At 55.7% G+C, this 22,102-nt stretch carries 24 protein-coding genes; 7 read left to right on the plus strand and 17 right to left on the minus strand.

Going from position 1 to position 22,102, the window contains the following annotated elements; translation table 11 throughout:
- The first annotated feature begins 130 nt into the window (after positions 1-130).
- Complete coding sequence (locus tag QZN75_RS04300; protein ID WP_292425219.1) at positions 131-619, plus strand: molybdenum cofactor biosynthesis protein B; 489 nt, start codon at positions 131-133, stop codon at positions 617-619.
- Between the two features lie 89 nt (positions 620-708).
- Here QZN75_RS04300 and cgi121 read toward each other — a convergent pair whose 3' ends face one another.
- The 7 genes from cgi121 to QZN75_RS04335 form a co-directional block, all read right to left on the minus strand.
- Positions 709-1,230 (minus strand): KEOPS complex subunit Cgi121, encoded by a 522-nt coding sequence (cgi121, locus tag QZN75_RS04305; RefSeq protein WP_292425222.1) that lies wholly within the window; start codon positions 1,228-1,230, stop codon positions 709-711.
- Between the two features lie 4 nt (positions 1,231-1,234).
- Entirely contained in the window at positions 1,235-3,400 is a 2,166-nt protein-coding gene (locus QZN75_RS04310; RefSeq protein WP_292425224.1) for an ATP-dependent DNA helicase, read from the minus strand.
- Between the two features lie 182 nt (positions 3,401-3,582).
- Positions 3,583-4,128: a KH domain-containing protein gene (locus QZN75_RS04315; protein ID WP_292425227.1), complete on the minus strand. Its 546-nt coding sequence runs from the start codon at positions 4,126-4,128 to the stop codon at positions 3,583-3,585.
- A 95-nt stretch (positions 4,129-4,223) separates the two neighbouring features.
- Positions 4,224-5,003 (minus strand): serine protein kinase RIO, encoded by a 780-nt coding sequence (locus QZN75_RS04320; RefSeq protein WP_292425230.1) that lies wholly within the window; start codon positions 5,001-5,003, stop codon positions 4,224-4,226.
- A gap of 39 nt (positions 5,004-5,042) precedes the next feature.
- Complete coding sequence (locus QZN75_RS04325) at positions 5,043-5,984, minus strand: tyrosine--tRNA ligase (RefSeq protein ID WP_292425234.1); 942 nt, start codon at positions 5,982-5,984, stop codon at positions 5,043-5,045.
- A gap of 25 nt (positions 5,985-6,009) precedes the next feature.
- Entirely contained in the window at positions 6,010-7,041 is a 1,032-nt protein-coding gene (locus tag QZN75_RS04330) for a type II glyceraldehyde-3-phosphate dehydrogenase (RefSeq protein WP_292425237.1), read from the minus strand.
- A gap of 214 nt (positions 7,042-7,255) precedes the next feature.
- On the minus strand, positions 7,256-7,747 hold the full coding sequence (locus tag QZN75_RS04335) for a DUF367 family protein (RefSeq protein WP_292425241.1): 492 nt from the start codon (positions 7,745-7,747) through the stop codon (positions 7,256-7,258).
- A 30-nt stretch (positions 7,748-7,777) separates the two neighbouring features.
- Between QZN75_RS04335 and QZN75_RS04340 the strand changes: the two genes are divergently transcribed.
- The 6 genes from QZN75_RS04340 (at position 7,778) to QZN75_RS04365 (ending at position 14,851) form a co-directional block, all read left to right on the plus strand.
- Complete coding sequence (locus QZN75_RS04340) at positions 7,778-8,650, plus strand: nucleoside 2-deoxyribosyltransferase (RefSeq protein ID WP_292425244.1); 873 nt, start codon at positions 7,778-7,780, stop codon at positions 8,648-8,650.
- Between the two features lie 100 nt (positions 8,651-8,750).
- A complete protein-coding gene (locus tag QZN75_RS04345) occupies positions 8,751-9,722 on the plus strand; it encodes an EF-Tu/IF-2/RF-3 family GTPase (protein ID WP_292425247.1) in 972 nt (323 codons plus the stop codon).
- Between the two features lie 121 nt (positions 9,723-9,843).
- Positions 9,844-10,413, plus strand: coding sequence for a LemA family protein (locus tag QZN75_RS04350; RefSeq protein WP_292425250.1), 570 nt, complete (start codon positions 9,844-9,846; stop codon positions 10,411-10,413).
- A gap of 12 nt (positions 10,414-10,425) precedes the next feature.
- Complete coding sequence (locus QZN75_RS04355) at positions 10,426-12,255, plus strand: DUF2207 domain-containing protein (RefSeq protein WP_292425253.1); 1,830 nt, start codon at positions 10,426-10,428, stop codon at positions 12,253-12,255.
- A gap of 102 nt (positions 12,256-12,357) precedes the next feature.
- Entirely contained in the window at positions 12,358-12,987 is a 630-nt protein-coding gene (locus QZN75_RS04360) for a PPC domain-containing DNA-binding protein (protein WP_292425256.1), read from the plus strand.
- A gap of 22 nt (positions 12,988-13,009) precedes the next feature.
- Positions 13,010-14,851: a YgiQ family radical SAM protein gene (locus QZN75_RS04365; RefSeq protein ID WP_292425259.1), complete on the plus strand. Its 1,842-nt coding sequence runs from the start codon at positions 13,010-13,012 to the stop codon at positions 14,849-14,851.
- A 72-nt stretch (positions 14,852-14,923) separates the two neighbouring features.
- On the opposite strand, the gene QZN75_RS04370 is transcribed toward QZN75_RS04365, so the two are convergent.
- The 10 genes from QZN75_RS04370 to QZN75_RS04415 all read right to left on the minus strand — a co-directional run bounded on the left by QZN75_RS04370 (position 14,924) and on the right by QZN75_RS04415 (position 22,100).
- Positions 14,924-15,037 carry a cupin domain-containing protein gene (locus tag QZN75_RS04370; protein ID WP_366652799.1) on the minus strand — a complete coding sequence of 38 codons (114 nt, stop codon included), beginning with the start codon at positions 15,035-15,037 and terminating at the stop codon, positions 14,924-14,926.
- Positions 15,021-15,608 (minus strand): hypothetical protein, encoded by a 588-nt coding sequence (locus QZN75_RS04375; protein ID WP_292425261.1) that lies wholly within the window; start codon positions 15,606-15,608, stop codon positions 15,021-15,023. The genes QZN75_RS04370 and QZN75_RS04375 overlap by 17 nt, the downstream gene beginning before the upstream one ends.
- Positions 15,605-15,820, minus strand: a complete 216-nt coding sequence (locus QZN75_RS04380; protein ID WP_292425263.1) for a sugar phosphate nucleotidyltransferase — start codon at positions 15,818-15,820, stop codon at positions 15,605-15,607. The genes QZN75_RS04375 and QZN75_RS04380 overlap by 4 nt, the downstream gene beginning before the upstream one ends.
- A 45-nt stretch (positions 15,821-15,865) precedes the next feature.
- On the minus strand, positions 15,866-16,063 hold the full coding sequence (locus QZN75_RS04385) for a hypothetical protein (protein ID WP_292425267.1): 198 nt from the start codon (positions 16,061-16,063) through the stop codon (positions 15,866-15,868).
- Between the two features lie 198 nt (positions 16,064-16,261).
- Positions 16,262-18,097: an asparagine synthase (glutamine-hydrolyzing) gene (asnB, locus tag QZN75_RS04390; RefSeq protein ID WP_292425269.1), complete on the minus strand. Its 1,836-nt coding sequence runs from the start codon at positions 18,095-18,097 to the stop codon at positions 16,262-16,264.
- Positions 18,098-18,399: 302 nt separating this feature from the next.
- Complete coding sequence (locus QZN75_RS04395) at positions 18,400-18,894, minus strand: carboxymuconolactone decarboxylase family protein (RefSeq protein ID WP_292425270.1); 495 nt, start codon at positions 18,892-18,894, stop codon at positions 18,400-18,402.
- Positions 18,895-18,900: 6 nt separating this feature from the next.
- Positions 18,901-19,839 carry a methanogenesis marker 7 protein gene (locus QZN75_RS04400; RefSeq protein WP_292425272.1) on the minus strand — a complete coding sequence of 313 codons (939 nt, stop codon included), beginning with the start codon at positions 19,837-19,839 and terminating at the stop codon, positions 18,901-18,903.
- Entirely contained in the window at positions 19,836-20,417 is a 582-nt protein-coding gene (locus QZN75_RS04405; RefSeq protein ID WP_292425275.1) for a methanogenesis marker 17 protein, read from the minus strand. Before QZN75_RS04405 ends, QZN75_RS04400 begins: the two co-directional genes overlap by 4 nt.
- Positions 20,404-21,657, minus strand: coding sequence for a methanogenesis marker 15 protein (locus tag QZN75_RS04410; RefSeq protein WP_292425278.1), 1,254 nt, complete (start codon positions 21,655-21,657; stop codon positions 20,404-20,406). Before QZN75_RS04410 ends, QZN75_RS04405 begins: the two co-directional genes overlap by 14 nt.
- On the minus strand, positions 21,654-22,100 hold the full coding sequence (locus QZN75_RS04415; RefSeq protein WP_292425281.1) for a methanogenesis marker 5 protein: 447 nt from the start codon (positions 22,098-22,100) through the stop codon (positions 21,654-21,656). Before QZN75_RS04415 ends, QZN75_RS04410 begins: the two co-directional genes overlap by 4 nt.
- Positions 22,101-22,102: the final 2 nt, after the last annotated feature.

The raw sequence follows: 22,102 nt of genomic DNA on the forward strand, positions 1-22,102 counted from the left end.
GCGGAGGGAGGATCAAATCTCCACTGGAAACAAAGGGGTTGCCCCATTTTTATAAAAACAGTTCAAAAAAACGAGAAAATCGTGGATCTCATACTTCTATTAATGAGTAATCTCCATTACCTTTATCATTATGAAGCAGGAACACGTCCAACCAATTCTAATAACCGGCGCAGTAATCACGGTATCCACAACACGAACAAAAGAAACGGATTCCAGCGGGAAGACTATTCAGGCAATCCTGACCGAAGCAAAGATTCCGGTTCAGCATTATGCGGTCGTTCCCGACCAGATCGAAGCCATCCGGCTTGAGCTGTACCAAGCCCTTAAAACCTGCAACTGCATTATCATCGATGGGGGCACCGGGCTGACACACGACGACTGTACTATCGAGGCTGTCACCCCGCTCCTTGAAAAGAAGATTGATGGTTTTGGAGAACTCTTCCGGATGAAAAGCTACGAGGAGATCGGGACTTCCACCATGCTCTCCCGGGCCGTTGCCGGTACAATCCGCGGCAGGGTGGTTTTCTGTATACCTGGCTCCACCCCTGCGGTTACCCTTGCCACGAAAACGCTCATTGTTCCGGAGATTCCCCACATCCTCTCCCACGCAAACAAATAACCCTCTTTTTGGTTTTCGTGCCCGAAAAACAGATCTGGTTGCAGGCTCATAACAAGCTGGCGCAGGTGGGACGTGCGTTATTACATCCGTTATTTACAGACGTCCAGCAGCGCGACTCTCTCCAGTACCAGGTTGCGGATACGATCGTGACCCGTCGCCGCGATTTCTTCTGGTGTGATATCGAACAGGACTGCAAGCCTAGCGGCTTTTTTAGGAGATATGGTATCGTCAGGTTCCCCGCCAAACTGCATGTGCACGGCCAGATCCCTCCAGATTCCCTCCGGTGCCGGGCAGCAGCAGACATACAGGTGGTTTTCGCCGTCGTGGAGGCCAAACGAGACGGCCGCACTGCATTGCCGGGTCCCGGCAGCGTAAAGCAACGCCTCCATCTCAAACGAGTTGGAGATCGCGCTGCCCTGTGCGAATGACCGGTGTGCATGCCGGAGTGCGGCCTCTGCGTGCGCCCGGCCGGCGAGTTTTTCCGCGTCAAAACAGACAATGCGGGCGGCGTAGCGACGGGCAATCTCCCGCAGCACGCCAAGCAGGGCAGCGCGATCCCGGATCGTCACTTCTGCAAACCCAATCTCGCAGGAAAACGATGCAGGCTCCACAAACTCACCCGAAACGGAACAGCGTGGACTGGCCGGCAGATCTTTCCCCATTCACGCTTGTTGTATCCGTACTTTTGTTCTTTGGCTCTAACTGTTCAAAAATCTGATCCGTTATACCCTGCCCGAGGATCCGGACGATATCCTCACGCGGGTGTTTTTTGATCTCCTCCGGTGACGTCATACCGTTATTGAAGAGGCGCCGGGCACGGACACGGCCGATGCCCCGGAGCCGGATGAGCGGGAGCAGCTCACGCCGGGTCCCGTTTTTCATGCAGATCTCGCATTCGTTAATCTGCGGGTAGAATTTCGGGGCAAACATCCGGGCCAGCTGGGATGTCGCATGCAGCAGCCAGTTGATGCTCTCGACCAGTCCATAAACATCGCCCGGCCCGACGGCATACCGCTCGCAGATATTCTCTTCCGGGAGCTCATCAGTCCAGTCCGATAGAAGCATCGCAGTTTTTACTGCACGGTAATACCCTTCAGCCTCCTCCTCGTCCGTTGGCAACGGGAGCCAGAGTTCGTCGGCCTTGTCTTCCATCATACGCGAGAGCGCGGCAAGATCGGAATTTCTGGCATAGAGTTTGGGCATATCGGGCGTACTGCAGATGAGCTGGACAAGGCCCAGATCCGCGTATTCCTCTCGTTCCCGAAGAGTCGTGACAATCGCAGATGCACTTCTCGGGTCGATGTACATCCGTGAGACAAGGGTGCCAAGCTCGGTTGCTCCCAGGTGCTCCCCGACTTCCAGGACCATTTCTGCCGAGATCAAAAACTCAAGCGCAGCATCCACCGCCCGGTGCATGAGCCGGCCCTGCCGGTGTTCGTGGACGTAAAACGAACGGTTCATGAACTCTGAGAGCTCGTCACGGGTCTTTGCAAAGCCCGAGGCGATAAGGGAAAGAACATGGGTGTAGAGTGCGGTTGGCTCGGCGATCCGTGAATGGACATCATCAGCGGCCGCTTCGATATAACACGCAAAAAGTTCCGGTACCTGCACGGCCTCCTTTGCGATCAGCACGGCCTCGCCATACGGATCGAGACGGGGCCGGCCGGCCCTGCCAGCCATCTGCCGGTACTCGCTGACCGGGATCGGCTGCATCCCCTCGCCGGCCGAGAACCGAAGGTAGTCGCGGATCACGACCCGGCGTGCCGGCAGATTGAGACCAGCGGCAAGGGTCGGCGTGGAGGAGATGCACTTGATCCAGCCTTTACGGAATGCCTCCTCCACAATCGATCGCTCGTTCCGGCTCAGGCCGGCATGGTGGAATGCAGCGCCTTTTGCCACGCACGCGGCAAGGGTCTTTCCCATCTCGGTCTGTGCCGCGGCCAGAAGCCGGTCTGCACATCCGGTAAGCGCCGGGTCCTCGCTTTTTATCGCCGCCGCTGCCCGTTTTGCAAACGCCTCAGCGTTCCGGCGCGACGAGACAAAGACAAGGCACTGCCCTCCTTCGGCAATCGTATCCAGGCAGAGGTTTAGATCGTCGTAGTTCTTCGATACCTGTTTGACTTCCCGCACCCCTTCCGTGAACTGGATCCGGTTGTTGAAAAAAACGCCCTGGCGCAGGTCCACCGGCCTCCAGGTACTGGTGACCAGCTCCGCATCCAGCCACCCGGCAAGCATCTTCGGGTTGCCGATTGTCGCCGAAAGGCCGATAATCTGCATGGCAGGATTCCGGTACCGCATCTTTGCGATCACCATCTCGAGCGTCGGGCCCCGGTCCGGGGAATCGATCAGGTGCACTTCATCCACGACAATGAGCGTGATCTCCGGGATCCAGCGTGCGCTGTTCCTGAGCAGGGAGTCCACTTTCTCGCTCGTCGCGACAATGATATCGTTCCTGCCAAGGGCATCATCGCGCCGATCAAGATCCCCGGTCGAGATACCAACCCGTACCCCTTTGTTACCGAACTCCTCGAACTTTTCCGACGCAAGAGCCTTAAGCGGGACAATGTACAGGCACTTTCCCCCGGCGGCGATATGGCGGTGCATCGCCATCTCCGCGATCAGCGTCTTCCCGCTTGCAGTCGGGATTGCGACAAGGAGGTTCTTGCCGTCAAGCAGCCCTTTCTCGACACACGTGGCCTGCGGCGGGTAGAGTTCCCTGATGCCAGACCCTAAGTACTGCTGTTTTAGGGCATCGGGTATGGCAAGATCCTGAATCTGCATGGAATCTCCATTTAGTATCGTGGTCGGCATCGATATATCGTTATATTCCGGTGATGGCGACACATGCAGCCGTCCGGTCTTGGGGTTCTCCAGTTGGGGTCTCGGGCACTTTGTTTTCGAGAGAATGGAACCGTGGTGGATCGCATAAAAAAAGACGGTTGAATCTGGAAAAATCGAGGGGATCAGTAGTAATAACTGATCATATCCTGCTTGGCCTCTTTTTTCTTCTTGTCTAGGAACGCAAAGACGTTCTCGTGGGGAACGCCCTCGATGAGCATGTCGATGGCCGCCCGTGCGATCTTCATCTGTTCGGGATAGCCGATGAGGGCAACGGTGTGACCAAAGACCGAGAGATCCACATCGGTCATGTTCTCGATCTGCTCGCGGGCCCGGCCGTCTTTACCTATGATCCGCCCGCGGAGCCGGTCGAGCTGCTTGGGATTGTCTGCCGCACGGGAGAGGTCGATGATATCGAGAAGGAGATCCTCGTCTTCGATCATCTCGAATGCACGCTCGGGTGAGAACCCTGCGTTAATGGCGTTGATGATCTCGACGGCCCGGAGGAGAGGGATGGCGTTTTCCTCTGCACCCTCCACTTTCACCAGCCCCTCCTTGCTGTCGATAGAAATGGTCGTGTGGGTCTTTGATTCAAGCTCTTTTTTTGTCGCACCGCCCTTTCCAATCAGCACGCCCACCCTGCTTGTTGCAACTTTTAGTTCCTGTATCATGATTCAATCACCTGTAGTTTGTAAAACCGGTTATATTCTTCGGGCCGGGGTTTCTTTTGGATCCTTTGTGCATACTGGTATGCGCTCCATCATTATCAGGGTTCAGCAACATTAAGTCCGGTTATGGCATTAAAGACTTCATATTCTGTCTTTACCCTGCAGCCTTTCTTTTTGAAAAACCGGATGACATTCCGGATATCCCGCATCAGGAACTGGAGTGCACGCGGGTGATCCCGGGTCACCGACTGTCCCATATCGATGAGGTATGGGTGGTCATGGTATAATATATTGAACTCGCTTAAGTCACCATGCACCAGTTCTGCCTTGTTATATAACGTGTCGATCATTGCTATAACGCTTTCATAAGTGTCGGCAGGATTGTCGATTGCCACATTTCTCAGCTGGGGATACGGGCATTCCCCTTCTCCAAGAAAGGACATGATAAGGATATTCCTGTCCCACACAAGTGGCTCCGGTACGGGAAGTCCTGCTTCCTGTGCCCGCGCAAGATTGGAGAACTCCTTTTTTGTCCAGGCAAAGACGAGCTCCTTTTTGGACTTTTTCACATGGGAGAACCGGCGGTCTCCGGTGATGTACGAGCTCATAGTGGTGAAATTCGCCGACTGGATCCGGTAGATCTTGATGGCGACTGCCGCATCTCCCCGTTCGCCCAAAAAAACGTTGGCCTCTTTCCCGGTGCTGATGGAGCCACCGATCGCCGTTAGCCATTTCTTGTGTACGAGTTTGTAAAGGGCAAGAAGTGTGACCTCGTCAAAGACATTCTCGCTGACCTTGAGGTTGTTCGCATCTTTTATGCGGATACCCATCTCAGCGAGGCGCTTGTCGAATGCCTCCTCCTGTTGTTCGATGCTCATGGCGATTCCCGGGCTCCGGGTTACACGGATTTCATCCGTTCAGCGTATATAGTCGCGCACCGGGGCGAGGATCTCGACCAACCCTTCGCCGCAGGCTTTCTTGAGATCGAGCGGGTGAATCTCTCCTTTGCTATAGGCAGATTCGAGCTCCGTGTATCTGGTAAAGGTCCGGTCGCCCCCAAATTTTTCCGGCCGCTTTATCGTGATCTCAGGGAGGCGGGGGAAGATATGGTACTGGAAGATCTGGAGGATTGGGTTCTCGGCAATCTCCGGCGGGCAGAATGCCTTCTGGCATTTTTTCCTGATCTCGTCCTCGCTGTCGGCAACCGAGATATAATTCCCCTGCGACGAAGACATTTTCTTCCCGTCAAGGCCGTTTAAGATCGGCGTGTGGATGCAGACCGGGGCCGGGAATTTGAAGTTTGGCAGGTGCTCCCGGGCGAGCATGTGGATCTTCCGCTGGTCGATCCCGCCGACTGCGGCGTCAACGCCGAGCATCGCGATATCCGCCATCTGCATGATCGGGTACACCATCTGCGAGACGGTCGGGTGGTCCATCTGCCGGCCGACCTCGTCCATGCTCCGGGTCGCCCGTGCAAGGGTGATCTGCTGGGAGAGCTGGTGGACAAGCAGCTCGTAGTCGCGGTTGAGCTGGAGATCGGAACCGAGCACGTATTTTACGTTTTTGAGGCCGAGTCCTTCAAAACAGCGGCGATTGTACTCGGCGAGATCCCCGATCTTTTCCATGGTCCCTTTCCGGTTGAGGAACGCGTGCAGGTCAGCGAGCAGGACCGTGACTTCAAAGCCTGCTGCCTGGAGATCGACAAGTTTGTTTACCGTAACAAGGTGGCCAAGGTGGATCTCGCCGCTTGGTTCGTACCCTGCGTATACCTTCTTTATGGGTCTGGCAAGAAGAGCACGGAGTTCGTCTTCCGTGACGATTTCAACGGTGTTCCGGGTAACCCGTTCGAATGTGTCCATTAAAAAGTATGGGTTATGAAGGGAGTTAATGGTTATTCTGGATGGGGGTAAACCCGAGAGCGTCGTTGGTGATCTTTATGGAGGTTGCCGCATCCTTACACAGGCCGGTCATCGCACGGATCGCGTCCACGTTCTCGACAACAACGTCCGCCTCCTGGTGGATGGCCTGGAAGAAGCAGAGCTCGTTTTTATTGGCATAGATGGAGTCCTCAAAGATACAGTTCTCGTAGAGATCCGCCCGCTGCCGGCCAAGGTCCATGGCAAATTCCTTGAGCTCTGCGGTGCTCCTGATACCAGCGGTTTTCTTCACGAGACCCATGCGGGGATGGTTTTTGATAAGCTCGATCACTTTCTCGCGGTTCACGTCTTTTTTTGTCGTGATCCGGATTGCGTGCATATGCATCATTGTGGTCGGGACAATCATCGCCATGGTCGTGATCGAGATGTGAGGGAGTACGGTCTGCACATCGGGGCCGTGATGGCTCGGGACGGTCACCGGGTCGAGGACCACGGCATCGATCGGTCCTTTCTTGATCTCGCCGGGATCGGATCCCCTGCGTACCATGATCGCGTGGACGTGCTCCACTCCGAATTCCTTGTCAATCTCATGGATGATCCGGCAGAGGCCGGTGGTATTACAGGAGACCACCCGGACAAACTGCCGGCCGATGGCATCCTTGAAGTTGCAGGACGAATTAAAGGAGAATCCGGCAACTTCATGTTCTTCGCCGCCCTGCCAGAGCGCCTTTTTCCCGAGTTTCTCGTAGAGGGGCTTGTTGGTCGCACCGACATCACCGGGTGTCGCGTCTACAATCACATCAGCAGCCTTGCACATGTCCTCGACCGAGCCGGCAACCGTAAGGCCTGCTTTTTCAAACGCCGCCTTCTTTGAGAGGTCCGCAATGTAGAGGGCGTATCCCCGCTGTTTTGCGATAAATGCCTCGGCGTTCGGGCGGGTCTTTGAGACGCCGATCACTTTCATGTCCTTCTGGGCTGCAACTGCATCGGCAACGCGCTTCCCGATGGTACCGTACCCGTTGATGGCAACCTTGATCATATACCGAAACTGTAGGAATCAGATGAGATAAAGGTTGCTTGTTGGGCCTGATTGGATCTTTCGGGATATTTTTTTAGCAGAATACACTGGTATTTTGTAATCCGTAGTGCTGCAGACCCAGATCATCAGGTACCATATCTTCACTTCTGTCACCTCAACAATCAGGATTCTGTCGATGCCCTGAGAGTCGGGAGATCATAAGATTCAGGGACCCCTATAAAAACAGTGCCTGAAACTTCACCACTTCTGTGCTGTCCTTTGCCGTAGCATACAGTTCCAGCGGTTCCTTGTTGACCTCCAGAAACCGGATGCCCCAGCTGACACAGCCAAGGATCTGTGCCGCCCGTTCCTGCTCGCCAAGGATATAGAGCGAAGCGGCGAGGGCCTCAATGGACGTGAGCTTGCAGGGTCTGCCAAAATTGACGGGGTTTGCCGCCATCAGAAAGGGAAGTGCCCGTCGGATCCTCCACGACCTGACCGAACCGGTATCCAGCACCTCCCACGAACAGTCCAGAGCGGTAATGGATTTTACGTGCTTGTCTGCGGGAGAGAGTGCCTGTTCGGCGGTCGGGTCGAGCAGCAGGGTGTTTCTCGGGATCTGCGAGATTTTTTTTACGATCCTCAAAAAGCCGGCCCGCTCGAGTTTCTTTACCGTGCACTTGCGGGGATCGCAGCTGTTGTCCCGGTAGGCAACAAGCGGAATCATTGATTATTCTGTGCGTTCACAACTGTATCAATGTACGTACTTTGTTCCCCCTGTATTCTCAACCCCTCCCTGCGGGCAAAAGGAATTACACATCCCTCTGATATTGCATTGTTTGCACGTTCCATCGGACGCTGTAAGAAGTTTGGGATAGACGTTGTGCCCCTCTCATGCCCTGAGACCCAGTACCTTGGGCCGGACCGGAAACCCGGAACCTATCTTGAACGCCTGAATACCCCGGAATTTGCCACGCTTCTCGAAGAGCTGTGTAGGCAGGTGAACACGATCATCAAAGAGTGGGGGCCGCCGCTCTGTATCCTTGGCGTCAACTCATCGCCCACCTGCGGTGTCACGAGCACCTATTATGGCGCAGAAGGCGACAAACCCGCCAAGAGAGCCGGTCGGGGTGTATTTTACGCAAAATTCCCGAACATCCCGGCACAGGATGTCGCCGAGTTCTCGAAATACCGGATCTACTTTGCCGCCCCGCTCTTTTCTGAAAGCGAGCGATCCTACAATGCAGCCATTGCGGAGCTGCTCAGATCTCATTATTTTGAGATCTCTCTCCCGCAGGATACCGGGGACAACCATGCGGTAAGGGACCGGCAGGAACATGTTCGGATATACAATCACAACAGGAGAGCGATCCGCGATGCGGACATCATAGTCGCGATCATTGACGGGGCTGATGCAGACTCGGGAACCGCATGGGAGATGGGCTATGCTGCGGCTCTTAAAAAACGGGTGATTGCCCTCAGGACAGATTTCAGGATGACCGGGAGCCACGAACGGGTTAATCTCATGCTCGAACAAGCGTCACGGGTGGTGACAGATAAAAATGAACTCCTCGCAGCACTGGGCGTCCCTCCGGTTGGCGCACCTCACCCGGAACAAAAATCCCCATAATAACCGTTTTTCTTTAATCCGGTGAATAAGGAAGATCCCTTAAATTATTTTCATGGTGGTCTGTAAAGCATAATACATCACAAATCCAATGCTCTCCATCATGTCCAATATCACCGTCGCCGTTTTAGCCCCGAACGGCTATGCCGACGATTTGGGAAAGAAGGGGACCACGAGCGATATTACCTTCTATAACCTCAAGAAAGGCGGAGCAACGATCACCTTCATCGAACCGACGCGGTACCCCGAAAAACTCTCATCACTGTTCTATGCGATCACCCTTGCGGACCGTGTGGTTCTCGTTGTTGATGAGATCAACGCGACGTTCGGGGAAACCGTCCTGATGCTCCAGTGCGCAGGAAAAGCGAATGGATATATTATTTTCAAGAATTACCTCACTCCTGACCAGATCGCCCCGCTCATCAAAGGTACAGTCCTTGAGCACTACGAGGTCATTGAAAACGATCCGCTCGGCTTACGGGAGAAACTGCTCGACGCCGCATCCAGGATGACCGCCCACCAGAAAGTAAAGGAAGGCGGTGGAAACGGCGCAGTTCCCATCGATCACCACTTCAATGTCAAAGGCGTCGGCGTCGTTGTCCTTGGATGCGTTACCCACGGGGTCATAAAAAAACACGATTCCTTAAAGGTGCTCCCGACCACAAAAACCGCCCAGATCCGATCCATCCAGAAGCACGAGGATGATGCGGAGATCGCGGTTGCCGGAGACCGTGTCGGCCTGGCTCTCAAAGGCGTCGAGACAGAAGACCTCGACCGGGGCTACGTCCTCACAAACGATCCAGCAGTGAAGTGTTCGGCCACCGTCACGGGCAAAGCGCAGCTGGTGAAGTACTGGCCGGCGCCGTTAAAGGAAGACATGGTGATTTATCTTGGCCACTGGATGCAGTTTGTGCCTTCCCGTATTACCAAAGTGTCGTCAGGGGGGGACTGGAGGATGCCTGAACTCACGTTCACCCTTGAAAAGGATCTGGTGTACCCCTCCGGCGCCCGGGTGGTGCTCAATTACCTCGAAGGCGGTAAGCTCAGGGTTGTCGGAACCCTGACCCTGCCATAGGTTGCTATAATCTCCAGAACCTCTTTTTCTTTTGATCTGATCACTCGTGAGAATTCCTGTCATGATGTTGGGGTACCTCACCTATTATCTGGTACCGGGTTCATCAGTGTACTGATAAAACATGCTTGGAGATATCATTGGCTGGATAATCCTTGCCGTCATCGTCATCATCATCATCGGGCTTGTCCTTTGGGCAGTCGGGATATACAACCGGTTCTATTCCCTGAAAAATTCTTCCGAGGCAACCCTCGGGCAGATCCGGGTCGCGATGAAGAAGCGTCTGGACATGATCGAGCAGCTGCTCGGTGCAGTCAAGAGCTACGCGAAGTTCGAGCAGGAGACCTTTACCAAAGTTACCGCCATGCGGGCGAGCGTTGCAACGGCAGGGCCCGGGGACCTCAACAAAGTCGAGGCAGAGTCCCGTTCAATCTTTGGGCGCCTGCTTGCCGTGGCCGAAAACTATCCCGAATTAAAGACCTCCCAGACCGTCACCTCGCTCATGGACTCAGTCAAAGGCCTCGAAGATGAGATCGCACGCCAGCGGTATACCTACAACAACATCTCGCAGGAGTTCAACACGATGATGGACACAATTCCTTCGAAGTTCATCGGGTACCTGATTCACCTGCCGAAGCTCGAATATCTCCAGTTCGAAGAAGAGATCAAGACTCCCCCGAAAATCGAGTTCTAATGGGGAATTGTCGTGGGTGAAACACGGCAGATCGCCGGCATCGTCATTGTCACTCTGATTCTGGGCATTGTGGGCCTGATCCTTGTAACCGTGATTCCGCCTCTTCTCCAAGGGGACCTTGTCGTCGACTCGTATACAGCAACACTGAACGATAACGGTACCCTGCAGGAGCAGTACATTTACAATGTGCATTCGTCCGGAGAATACCGGATGCTTTACCGTTCGTGGGACTCGACGCTGACGTTCACAAGCAGCTCCGAGCCGTATGTCCAGTTTGAATCGATTGTGCCACCCCCCGGTTCCTTTGGATATGCGAAGGATGCGTCTTCTGATGTTGCAGTAACGGGAACCTCCGCTGCGTCAGTAAAAGAGCAGATCGGCAGCCTGGCTGATACAAACGAAGTGGGAATCTTTGACCCGGATTACTATTCAGAGGGAACCTATACGGTTCAGACCACGTATGTGGTTCATCCACCCATTGAGGATGACGGGACAACTGCCCATCTCAACCTCCAATTCGCCGGGTCGAATCATATCCCCTACCAGTATATCAGGATCACGGTGCCGGCAGACGGTATTGAGCAGATTTATGTATACCCCCCTACCCTTACCGCTGATAAGACCGGGGATACCTATACGATTACCGGAAGTGCCGCAGAAAATGAGAATATCGCCGTTGAAATGCTGGCAGGAGAAAACGGATTTGGCCAGATGCCGGGATTCCGGAGCAAGGCTTCGAATCTGCAGTCACAGACCGCATCTGCGAATTTCTGGTATAACCTGCCCTACACGGTTGCCACGCTCCTTAATTACCTGGCAAAAGCGGCCGTGCTTCTGGTGCCGCTTATCATGCTTCTCATATATTACCATTACGGGCGGGAGAGAAAATTCACCGTTACGACCTACCTGAGCACCATCCCCAACCCCGGGCTCAAGCCCTGGCAGGTGAACCTGCTCTTCAAAGACGACGCGTTGGATTTCGACCAGGACGGATATTATGCCACGCTCCTTGATCTGCACAGGAGAAAACTCATATCTATTACCACCAACGGTGAAGGGAAAGGTCCTGAGATCCGGGTTCTTTCCACGGCGACAAACGATCCCTATGAGCAACGAGTCCTTGCATTTATCCAGCGTCTCTCAGAAAACAGCGTGCTCAATACCGATACCCTTAAAACGCTGGTCAGAAATGCGCAGGTTAACAGTATTGCTGAGGAAAAAGCGCTGCAGTACCAGAGAAATCTCTCCGATGTGACGACCCGGGCGGATACCACCATTGCCTACGAATACATGGTTGACGGCAGGGATCATATCTCCCCGTTTATTGCGGTAGGTGCTGTGCTCTGTGCTATCACATTCATGCTTGCGCTTATACTGCCGATGCAGTCTTTCATCCTGTATCCTGCAGTGGCGCTTCTGGTTATTGTGGTCGTGCAGCTGGTTATTGCCTGGTGTGCGCCATCGACCCTTTTCGGACACTGGAAGGACGATCATTACAAGGACAAGCTGGAATGGGATGCATTTGCGCATTTCCTGTCCGATCTTGCCATGATCAGGAAATATGCCCCGGAGGATCTCCCCATGTGGGGAGACTGGCTGGTCTACGGTACGGCACTCGGTGTCGGTGACAAGGTGGAGCAGGCGATGAAGGCGCTCAATATCCCGATCGCCGATACCGGGGTCCCGCTTGGTGTTATGGGAATGAATTCCGTATTCCTGCCGATCAGTACCTTCATGCCCATGAGTCAGGGAAGCTCCCGCGGCGGGTTTGGAAGAGGAGGTTTTGGAGGCGGCTTCGGTGGTGGCGGAGGGTTCGGCGGTGGCGGGGCCGGGGGAAGATAAACCGCGCGCGGCAGTTTTCTCATCTTCCCTGTACGGCACCGGCCGGGAACCGTGATTTCTCCCTTTTTTGGAGGAAAAGAGATATAAATTCACGTCAATCGTATGAATACCCAGATACAAAAAAAGAGCGCGTATATGCAATATTCGGAAGGTCGGCTCGGCAGGGTTTTTGTCGTGAGGATCGATGACGGCGAAGATTTTCTGGCTGTCACGCACGAGTTCATACGGAATAAATCGGTACAGACCGGTGCAATCCTTTTTCTTGGCGCACTCAGGCAGGGTCGGATGGTGACTGGTCCCGAGGAGGCAGTACTTCCTCCTGAGCCGCATCATGTCATGTTTGAAGGTGGCTGGGAGATGGTGGGCATCGGTACCATCTGCCCGGGTGATGACGGTCCTTTTATTCACTACCACGCATCGGTCGGCCGGGCCGGGCACGCGTTGACCGGGTGCCTGCGGGAAAAAGCAGTCACCTACATCGTTGCCGAGGCAGTCATTCTCGAATTTACCGGGCTTGACATCCACCGCGTCTTCGATGAAAAGACCCGGGTGTCCCTGCCGGTCCATAAAAAAGATGAGGCGACCGTAAAGGCGTCCCCGCCGCACGAGAAGGAAACCGCACCGGCAGAAAAGCCCGTGCCCAAAGAGGAAGAGACAGCAAAGGAAGAAGAGGGCACGTCAGGGGGACTTGCCGAGATTATTCGCGACCTGACCCGGCGGCCACGGGCATGAGCCGCACAAATCCCCGGTTTTTATGAGATCCCAGCCCCCGTTTCTTCCAGTCTCCCTCAAAGAGGGAAAGGCTCTTGGCATCGATCAGTTCGATATTATTCTTGTCACCGGTGATGCATACGTTGACCATCCGTCATTTGGCACGGCACTTATTGGCCGGGTCCTCTGGGACGCAGGATTTTCGGTCGGCATTATCGCCCAGCCGGACTGGAAGACCGACCGGGACGTTACGGCTCTCGGAAAGCCCCGGCTCTTTTTTGGCATATCGTCCGGCAACGTCGACTCGATGGTCAACAACCTCACGCCGAACTTGAAACGGCGAAGTTCCGATGTATACTCTCCCGGCGGGGTTCCCCGGCGCCCGGATCGGGCGACCATCGTGTATGCAAACCGGGTTCACGGGGCATATCCCGATGTCCCGATCGTTATCGGGGGCATCGAAGCGAGCCTGCGCAGGTTTGCGCACTACGATTACTGGCAGGACCGGGTGCGCCAGTCGATCCTTGCCGATGCCCCTGCCACCCTTCTGGTCTACGGCATGGGCGAGCGGCAGATGGTCGAAATTGCACGGCAGCTGGATGTGGGGGAGCCTGCCCGATCACTGCGGGATATCCGGGGAACTGCATATGCGATGGAAGTTGCCGAATGGCGTACCGCCCGGCCGGAAGGGGTTATCGAGATCCCCGGTTTTACCGATGTTAGTTCGGACAAGACCGCATACGCCCGGGCGTTTGCCCTCCACTACCGCGAACAGGACCCGGTCCGGGGAAAACCGGTCGTCCAGCCTCACCCAAAGACGGTGATCGTCCAGAACCCCCCGGCCCAGCCTCTCTCTACGGCCGAGCTCGACCATATCTACGAGCTGCCCTTCTCCCGCCGGGCTCACCCTTCGTACCAGAAGCCGGTCCCTGCGCTTGAACCGGTGCAGTTCTCTGTCGTGAGCCACCGGGGATGTTTCGGGAGCTGCTCGTTCTGCGCCCTCACCCACCACCAGGGACGGATCATCCAGAGCCGGAGCATTGAATCCATCGTCCGCGAAGTGACCCGGATGGTCGCGATGCCAGACTTCAAGGGGATCGTCCAGGATGTGGGCGGCCCGACGGCAAACATGTACGCGATGGAATGTGGGTGCTGGGAAAAGGTGGGCGCCTGCCCGGACAAATCCTGCACCCCGGCGTGCAAGACCCTCAAAACAAGTCACCGGCGACTCACCGAACTCATGGAAAAGGTCAGCGAAGTGCCGGGCGTGAAAAAAGTATTCGTTAGTTCAGGCATCCGGTACGATCTTGTCCTCGTCGACGATCCCGGCTCCAATTATCTTTCGCAGCTCTGCGACCGGCACGTTTCCGGCCACCTCAAGGTCGCCCCGGAGCATGCTAGCCCAAAGGTCACCGCCGCGATGAACAAGCCGGACGGTGCAGTCTTTGACCGGTTCCACGACCTATTCGAGGCACTCCAGCAGGGGAAACGAAAACGCCAGTACCTTGTTCCTTACTTTATGTCCGGCCATCCGGGCTGCACAATCGGGGACATGGTCGAGCTCGCGGAGTATATCCGGGACCGCCAGCTCTACACCGAGCAGGTGCAGGATTTCACGCCGACGCCCATGAGCGTTTCCACGTGCATGTACTACACCGGCATGAACCCGTTTACGCTCGAACCGGTGTATGTGCCCAAAGGCCGGGAGAAGAAGATCCAGCGGGCGCTGATGCAGTACCGGGAACCGGGAAACCGAACCCTCGTACTCGAAGGGCTCCGCATAGCGGGCAGGAGAGATCTTATCGGGAGCGGAAAAAAGTGTCTGGTGGCAGGGGACGGGCATGGGGATTGGGGTCCGTCCCCATCTTTTGTGCGGCGGAAGTAATCCCTACGTTCTCCCGTAATCGTCCTTGAACCGGACGATATCGTCCTCTTCGAGATATTCCCCGAGCTGCACCTAGATGATCTCTAAAGGGATCACGCCCGGGTTCCTGATCCGGTGCCGGATCCCGCTCCTTACAAAGGTACTCTCCCCCTGCCGGAGCAGTGTTGTCTCACCGTTGAGTTCGATTTCCGCCGTCCCCGCTCACAACGACCCAGTGTTCGCTCCGGTGGTGATGGAGCTGGAGGGAGAGTTTCCGGTTGGGCTTTACGGTCATGCGCTTGATCTTGTAGCCCTTCGCATCCTCAAGCACTGTATACAATCCCCAAGGACGGTGCACCTGCCGGTGGAACCGGGTGACCGGGTCGTCCCGCTTCTTATACCTGTGGATGAGGTCTTTTACCTGCTCCGTGTGACGTTTGTCGCAGATGAGAAGTGCATCGGCCGTATCCACGACGACGAGGTTATCCACGCCGATCATGCCCACGTGCTTGCCTGGTGCTTGCACGTAGCTGTCCCGTGCCGACAGGCACTCGGCTGTCCCGACATTTCCCTCGGCATCGTGCGGCACCACGGCCACCTTCTTTGAAGGTTCGGGCAGGCCGTAATCGATCGAGATGGATGCCAGCTTCGCGTACTCCGGGACGCTGGCACTGCCAAACGCGGCAGAGAGGTGAGGCTGGTATTTTTTGAGTTCCTCAAAGAATACCGGGATGGAAAGGAGGAAGATCCCGCTGTTCCAGAGGTACCCTTTCTTCACGTAGTCCGTTGCGGTCTTTTCATCCGGTTTTTCCTTGAACTGATCGACACGGATCCATGGGTGAGCGCCTTTCCCGGTTTGCTGTACCCGTATCCTGTGTGGGGCGATGTGGGTTTTACCCCGAATGTGACAAGGTATTCCCGTGCGAGAGGTTCTGCGGCCTTAATCTGGTCGATTGCGACATCGCCGAGCAGATGATCGCTTGGGAACACCACTGCGGTAGCGTTCTTGTCCTCTTTTTTGATCTGCTGTATCGCTCATGCGATCGCAGGCAACGTATTCTTTCCTTCCGGCTCAGAGAGGATGTGGTCGTCCGGGATTGAATAGCCCAGATCGTCCATCTGGTTTTTGACAAGATACTGGGGGATCTCGTTTGTCACCACCCAGATCTCATCCTCCCGCGAGAGTTTGGCCGCCCGTTCGCAGGTCTTCTGGAACAGGGAATTTCCATCCATCGGGATGAACTACTTGGGGAAATATTCACGCGAGAGAGGCCAGAGCCTGGTTCCCACGCCGCCCGGCAAGGATAATCGTCTTCATGAATTCGCCTTGATAGGTGTACCGGAACCTGTCAAGAGATCCCGGAACGGTATTCATACAGGACATTGTGTCCGGAGTTATTCCTTATAAAAGTCGATCCCGCACGATACTGGTTACGCTACCGGCGCCGTCCCACACGGAGAATCAATAAATTTCCTCAACCACATTTCGGCGCAGATGATCCGCCAAACATCAAAGGAATATGCGGACGTACCTTCGATGAACGCGAGATAGTTTTTTGCCACCGCATCAGCATCCCAGTAGGGCCGGGATTTGAAACTCCCTGATGAGAGGATCCCGAGCACGAACGGCCTGAGTTCGTTTTTCATCCAACATTCTTCCGGGGTAACAAACCCCATCTTATCCTGGCGGCAGCGGATGGATTCCGGGATCAGGCCCTTGATTGCCCGCCGCAGCACCGCTTTCGTGACACCGTTGTGGATCTTTTCTTTGAAGGGGAGTGATGCGATGTACTCAGCTACCCTTATATCGAGATACGGCACCCTTGCTTCAATGGAAAATGCCATGGAGTTGCGGTCCTCGTAATGAAGAAGTTCCGGCAGATTGGTGGAGACGAGCTCGCGATAAAGGACTTTATCAAGGGTGCCCTGGTAACGATCGATCGTTTCCGGGATACATTTCAGAAGACCCCTGCGCGCTTTTCGCACCCTTAACTGCTGCAGTGCGGCAGTAAAGAAGCCATGGTGGTGCCGGATGCTTCCGATAATCTCAGAGAGTGCGGTTCCCCAGTGGAACGTCCATATGAGTTCCCTGATGTAACTGCCTTGGTACCCCAGGTACCCGGCAAGGAGTTCGTCAGCCCCCTGTCCATCCAACACCACCTTGACCTTTGTGCTGGCGAGTCTCATCACGCAGTACTGGGCGTACATAGAGAGCGAACCGAAAGGTTCGTCCTGTATATACACGAGGCGGTCTATGTCTTCCCAGAGCTGGTTGGGTGTTGGTTCTGTACGGGCTGCATCTACGCCCGTTGCGGCTACGACATCGTTGATGTATTGGCTTTCATCAAATTTTTTATTGGAAAAAACTACGGAGAAGGTTTTCTGCCGTGTGCCAACTCTGTCGGGGGAATCTTTTCTGATGAGCGTGTTGATGATGACGGCAAGCGTCGATGAGTCAATCCCGCCCGAGAGGCACGTGCCGACAGCCACATCGCTTTTTAAGTGGCTACGGGCGGCATCGGTCAGGAGTTCGCGGAGGTGTGTGGCTATTGCATCCTCATCGCTATCAGTTCCGATCTCGGGGTTTACCGTTATGTCCCAGTACCGGAACGGCGGCTGTATCCCCTCTCTTGTAACGATCAGGGCATGGCCCGGTTCGATCTGGAGGATGCCTTCGAACATGGTCCGGCTGCAATGGTCCTGCACGCCCCAAGCGAGGTAGGTGCAGAGCATTTTGTCGTCCGGTGTGTTCCCGGCATCCGGGTGGACGAGCAGTGCCTTGATCTCGGATGCGAATAAAAACGAGCCGCCGACAGTAGTATAATAAAAGGGCTTGATGCCGAACCGGTCCCGGGCGCAGAAGAGTTCCTGTTTTCTCTCGTCCCAGAGTGCGAACGCCCACATACCGTTGAACCGTGCGAGGCAGTCATGCCCCCATTCCTCATAGGCATGGAGGATCACCTCCGTATCTGACTTGGAGTAAAATGTATGCCCTTTTCTCGCCAGTTCTTCGCGGAGTTCGACAAAATTGTAGATCTCGCCGTTAAAGACCAGCCAGAGCGAGCTGTCTTCGTTTGTCATCGGCTGGAGACCGTCGGGAGACAGGTCGATGATGGCGAGCCGCCGGTGGACAAGCCCGGTGCTTCCGCTGATATGCGTGCCCTCGCCATCGGGCCCCCGGTGAGCGAGCCTCTCCGACATGGCTGCAAGGAGTCGGCTTTTCGGCCTGCCGCCTTTAAAGCAGTACTGTCCTGCGATCCCGCACATTCGTTTAATCTATGGTCTGTGGAGGATTAAAAAGGTGATATGGAGCCTGTACTACGATTTTCATGATTGCTAGCTGGGGGTAGGGGGGGTTGGGAGGGTACATATGTGACCACCCCCCCTTCCGGCTCCCCTCTGCAATGTTCCCGGTTCATGTATCTCTCGTCCTGGGAATTACCGTGCCGGAAACTTCCCTGTGGGGAAAAAAACAGTTGAAACAACCCTCGGAAATCCCGGGAAAGTCTCCCGGAAAAATCAGGGCAGCCCCTGAAGGGTTCAGGGACTACCAAAAAAGGAAACCGGTCTCACTTTTTCTTATGAGCCGTTCCAATCTTCTTTTTCCCGGCGGCTTTCTTCTGCGGCACCGATTTTACATCGCAGGGAAAACACTTCTCCAGTTTCTCGTCGACGACCCTGTAGGCGTTGGCAAGCACCGAGGAGTTTGCAATCATGCCCGAGAGCAGTATCACTTCAAGGATCTCCTCCCGGCTTGCCCCCATCCTGGTCGCTGCCTGCATATGGTAACTGGTACAGTACGGACATTTCAGGGCCGCCCCGACCGCCATGCTGATCAGTTCCACGTACTTGGGGTCAAGCTGACTCGTCTCAGCCACGGTACTTTTGTACAGGAGGTGAGAGATGAGGACTTCGGGCCGCTCTCCCATGCGCCTGAAGATGAGCGGCACCTTACCGTACTCGTTCTCGATCACCCTAAGCCATTCATCGGCCGTGGCGTCAGCGCCCTGATCAACAATCTGCCGTAGCCGGGCCTCAAAATCATCTTCCTGTTTGCGTCCCATGATACCTCATATCACCGTGTTTGTCTCAGAGAACGGTCTGACCCTCACGATAATGTAGTCCCGCATCCGCGAGGGCTCGATGTCCGCGATGTCGCCGATTTTTATTCCATCCTCGATCTCGATCTTCCGGAGCACCTCTGCGTAGGTGTCGTACGGCAGCTTCACCCGCAGCCCCGACATCTGCACCGTGAGAGGGGTCGGAGAGGTCACAGTAAGAATGGCCGGCACCTGTTCCCGGATCACGTCCATGAGCCGGGCCGGGGAGACCGAGAGCGGATCTTTTGCAAGTGCCTCCCGGCGTTTCGAAAGAACCCGGGTGATCTCCGCGATGATCTCGTCGAGCTTCGTGAGTTCCTCGGACTCTTTTGTCCGGTGCATGAACCGGCCGACGTTTCCTACGTACCCCTCCACTTTTGGCTCCACGATACGCTGGAGCACTTCCTTGTCCGGGCCGCCGCAGACGACGACCGGCACCTCGATCCCCCGGAGCAGCACCGGCATCTTGTGCTCGATGCAGGTCTCGAAGTTCCCGAGCAGGTACACCGCGATATCGTGCTCGTTGATGATATCGCGCTCCTCGTCATTGAGGCCAGCGATCCGTTTCCCGACACCCCGGGCCATCCCCACCATGTTGCTTTTGGCCCCGAGCCGGCGCACGTACTCGGCAATATCGCAGGACGGGTGCGGCAGGTGGTGGATCTCAAGGCTCATGCTCACGACCGCGATCTCGGTGCCCACGAGCGGCGAATCGGTCACTTCCCCGGCAAGTGGCTTTCCGATCGCCCGGATCAGCTCGACATCGTCCTTTGGCACGAAGCACTGGAGCACGACTTCCTGCGCGATCATGTGCTTCTGGATGATGTAACCCCCGAGGTCTTCGATTAGGTCGATGATCTCGCTGTGCCGGTAGACCCCGCCCCTGTACGTGATCGGGACAAGGATCATGGCGTCTCCCCCATAAGCGCGAATTTCTCACGTAGAAGCGCCATGCCGGCGTCCGTTAAGGTGTCCTCGCTTGCCACAAACGAGAACTTCTCGGCGCCGTAATTCTCGCTCCTGACCCGAAATCCCTCGGGACAGATGCACCGGAGGGCGTAGACAAGGTCCTTGTACAGCGCCTTGCTCGGGTCAGCGATGGCTATTTCCTCAATCTCCCGGGCTCCGGCCGTGACCCCATACAGGATCACCGTGAACCGGTCCGGCTGGTCAACGTGCTCTTTCCCGAACCGATCCCAGAAGATCTTCAGCATCGGTGCGAGCCAAGTCTCGTCTGAGATGGCGAGCGTCAGTTTCCCTTCCTGCGGGTTAACATTTGCGATATCGCCAACTTTGACAAGCGTTGTTACTTTTCTTAAGACCCCGACAGCGACAAAGATGGGCACCTTCGGGTCGATGTAGACGTGGATCTTGTGGATAACCCGCAGCAGGTTGTGGTCGAGGAGCACGTCATTTGCGATCTGCCGGTAGTACTCGCCGCCCAGTTTCTCCGTGCACTCCACTTCAAAGTATTCAATGGCCTGCATCTGTCCCGTCCTTTATAAACCCTGATGCCAGCAGCGCTGAGCCGACCGCACCGATGTACTGCGAGTGCGGCGGGACGACGATTTTTACCTTGAGAAGTTCGCCCATCGCGTGCACCAGCCCCTCTATGAGCGAGGTGCCGCCGACCATGAGCACGGGCTCCTTGATATCGACTTCCTGGAGCTGCTGCTCGAAGACCTGCTCGGCGACACTGTGGCAGGCCGCTGCCGCGACATCCTCCCGTGTGCTGCCGGCGGCAAGGGCGTTCACGAGGCTCTGGGTGCCAAACACGATACAGTAACTGTTCATAGGCACCCGGCTGCCCATGCCTTTCATCGCAAGCGGCCCGAGTTCCGTGATATCGACACCGAGACGTTTTGCGGTCATCTCCAGGAATCTGCCGCTTGCACCGGCGCAGATGCCGCCCATTGTGAAGGTACCGGGGATCCCGTCCATGACAGTGATTGCCTTGTTGTCCATCCCTCCGATATCGATCACGGTCGCCGGCCCATGCTGCTTATTGGCGAGATAGACTGCACCTTTTGAGTTCACGGTCAGTTCTTCCTGGATCAGGTCGGCGTTGAAGTCTTTTCCGACCAGAAAACGCCCGTAGCCGGTGGTGCCGATCGCCTGTACAGCTTCAAGTTTCATTCCCGCCTCGGCAAGAGCGTGGTCGACTACCTCCCGTGCGCACTTAAGTACCTCGGTCGTCGGCTGCCATCCGGTGCCGATGATCTTGTTGTCCTTCATCAGGATGGCCTTCGTGGTCGACGAGCCGGAATCGATCCCGAGCGTGATCCCTTCCTGGACCTCCCGGGCAAGAAGGGCCCTTCTCCGGGCAATCGTCGTGAGCGCTTCCATACGGGTTAGAAGCGTTCCTGCAGTAGTGCGTTCCGTAAATGAGTAACTGACGACCGGGAGCTTCGAGTGCTCAAGGATGTAGCGCCTGAGCTCGTTTCGCACGATTGCAGCCTCGGCGCACCGGAAACAGGTTGCAATAAAGACCGCATCGGCTTCCACACGGCCGTCGACCAGCGCCATCGCCCGCGATATAGCGAGTTTTAAGTCGGGGCTCCTGACTTCGAGGCCGAATGCGTCAAAATCCCGTGTTATGTCCTTGAGCGCGACGTCCGGGAAGAATATCTCGCCGTTGACGGTTTTTGCGGCCGCGTTAATCTCCTGCTGCACGCCCGAGTAGTCCGGGCCGCAGGAGAGCTGGGCGATACGTACCGGTGCGGTCATGGTTTTCCCCCGAGGTCATTCAGGAACTTTTTGATCGCGGCGACAAACCGTACACCCTCATCCTCGTTTGCGGGGTACTCCAGTTCGAGTTTCGGGATATCCTTTTGCCGGAGCAGGAACTTTAAGAGTTCGTTTGTCCGGGCACAGCCCATGCAGCCGAATGCGAGGTCAGCGTTGTTGATGATGATCGCGGCGTCACATTCCTCCACCATCGGGCCGTACAGGGACATGCGCCCCCGCACCCCGCTCGGGACTTCAACTGCCGCCCAGCGGAGACCTTTCTTTGGCTCTTCGGGCGTGATCTGGAGCGGTACTGATTCGAGTCCCGGGGTCTGGACGCGTTCGCGGATAGCAATCGCAGAACCAAGCGGGGTGTGCCCGAACCGGGTTACCATGTCGGAGAGGATTAGGCTCGTTGCGGGATAGATGAATACTTTTACCATGG

This window comes from Methanoregula sp., assembly GCF_003170075.1.
Classification (GTDB): domain Archaea; phylum Halobacteriota; class Methanomicrobia; order Methanomicrobiales; family Methanospirillaceae; genus Methanoregula.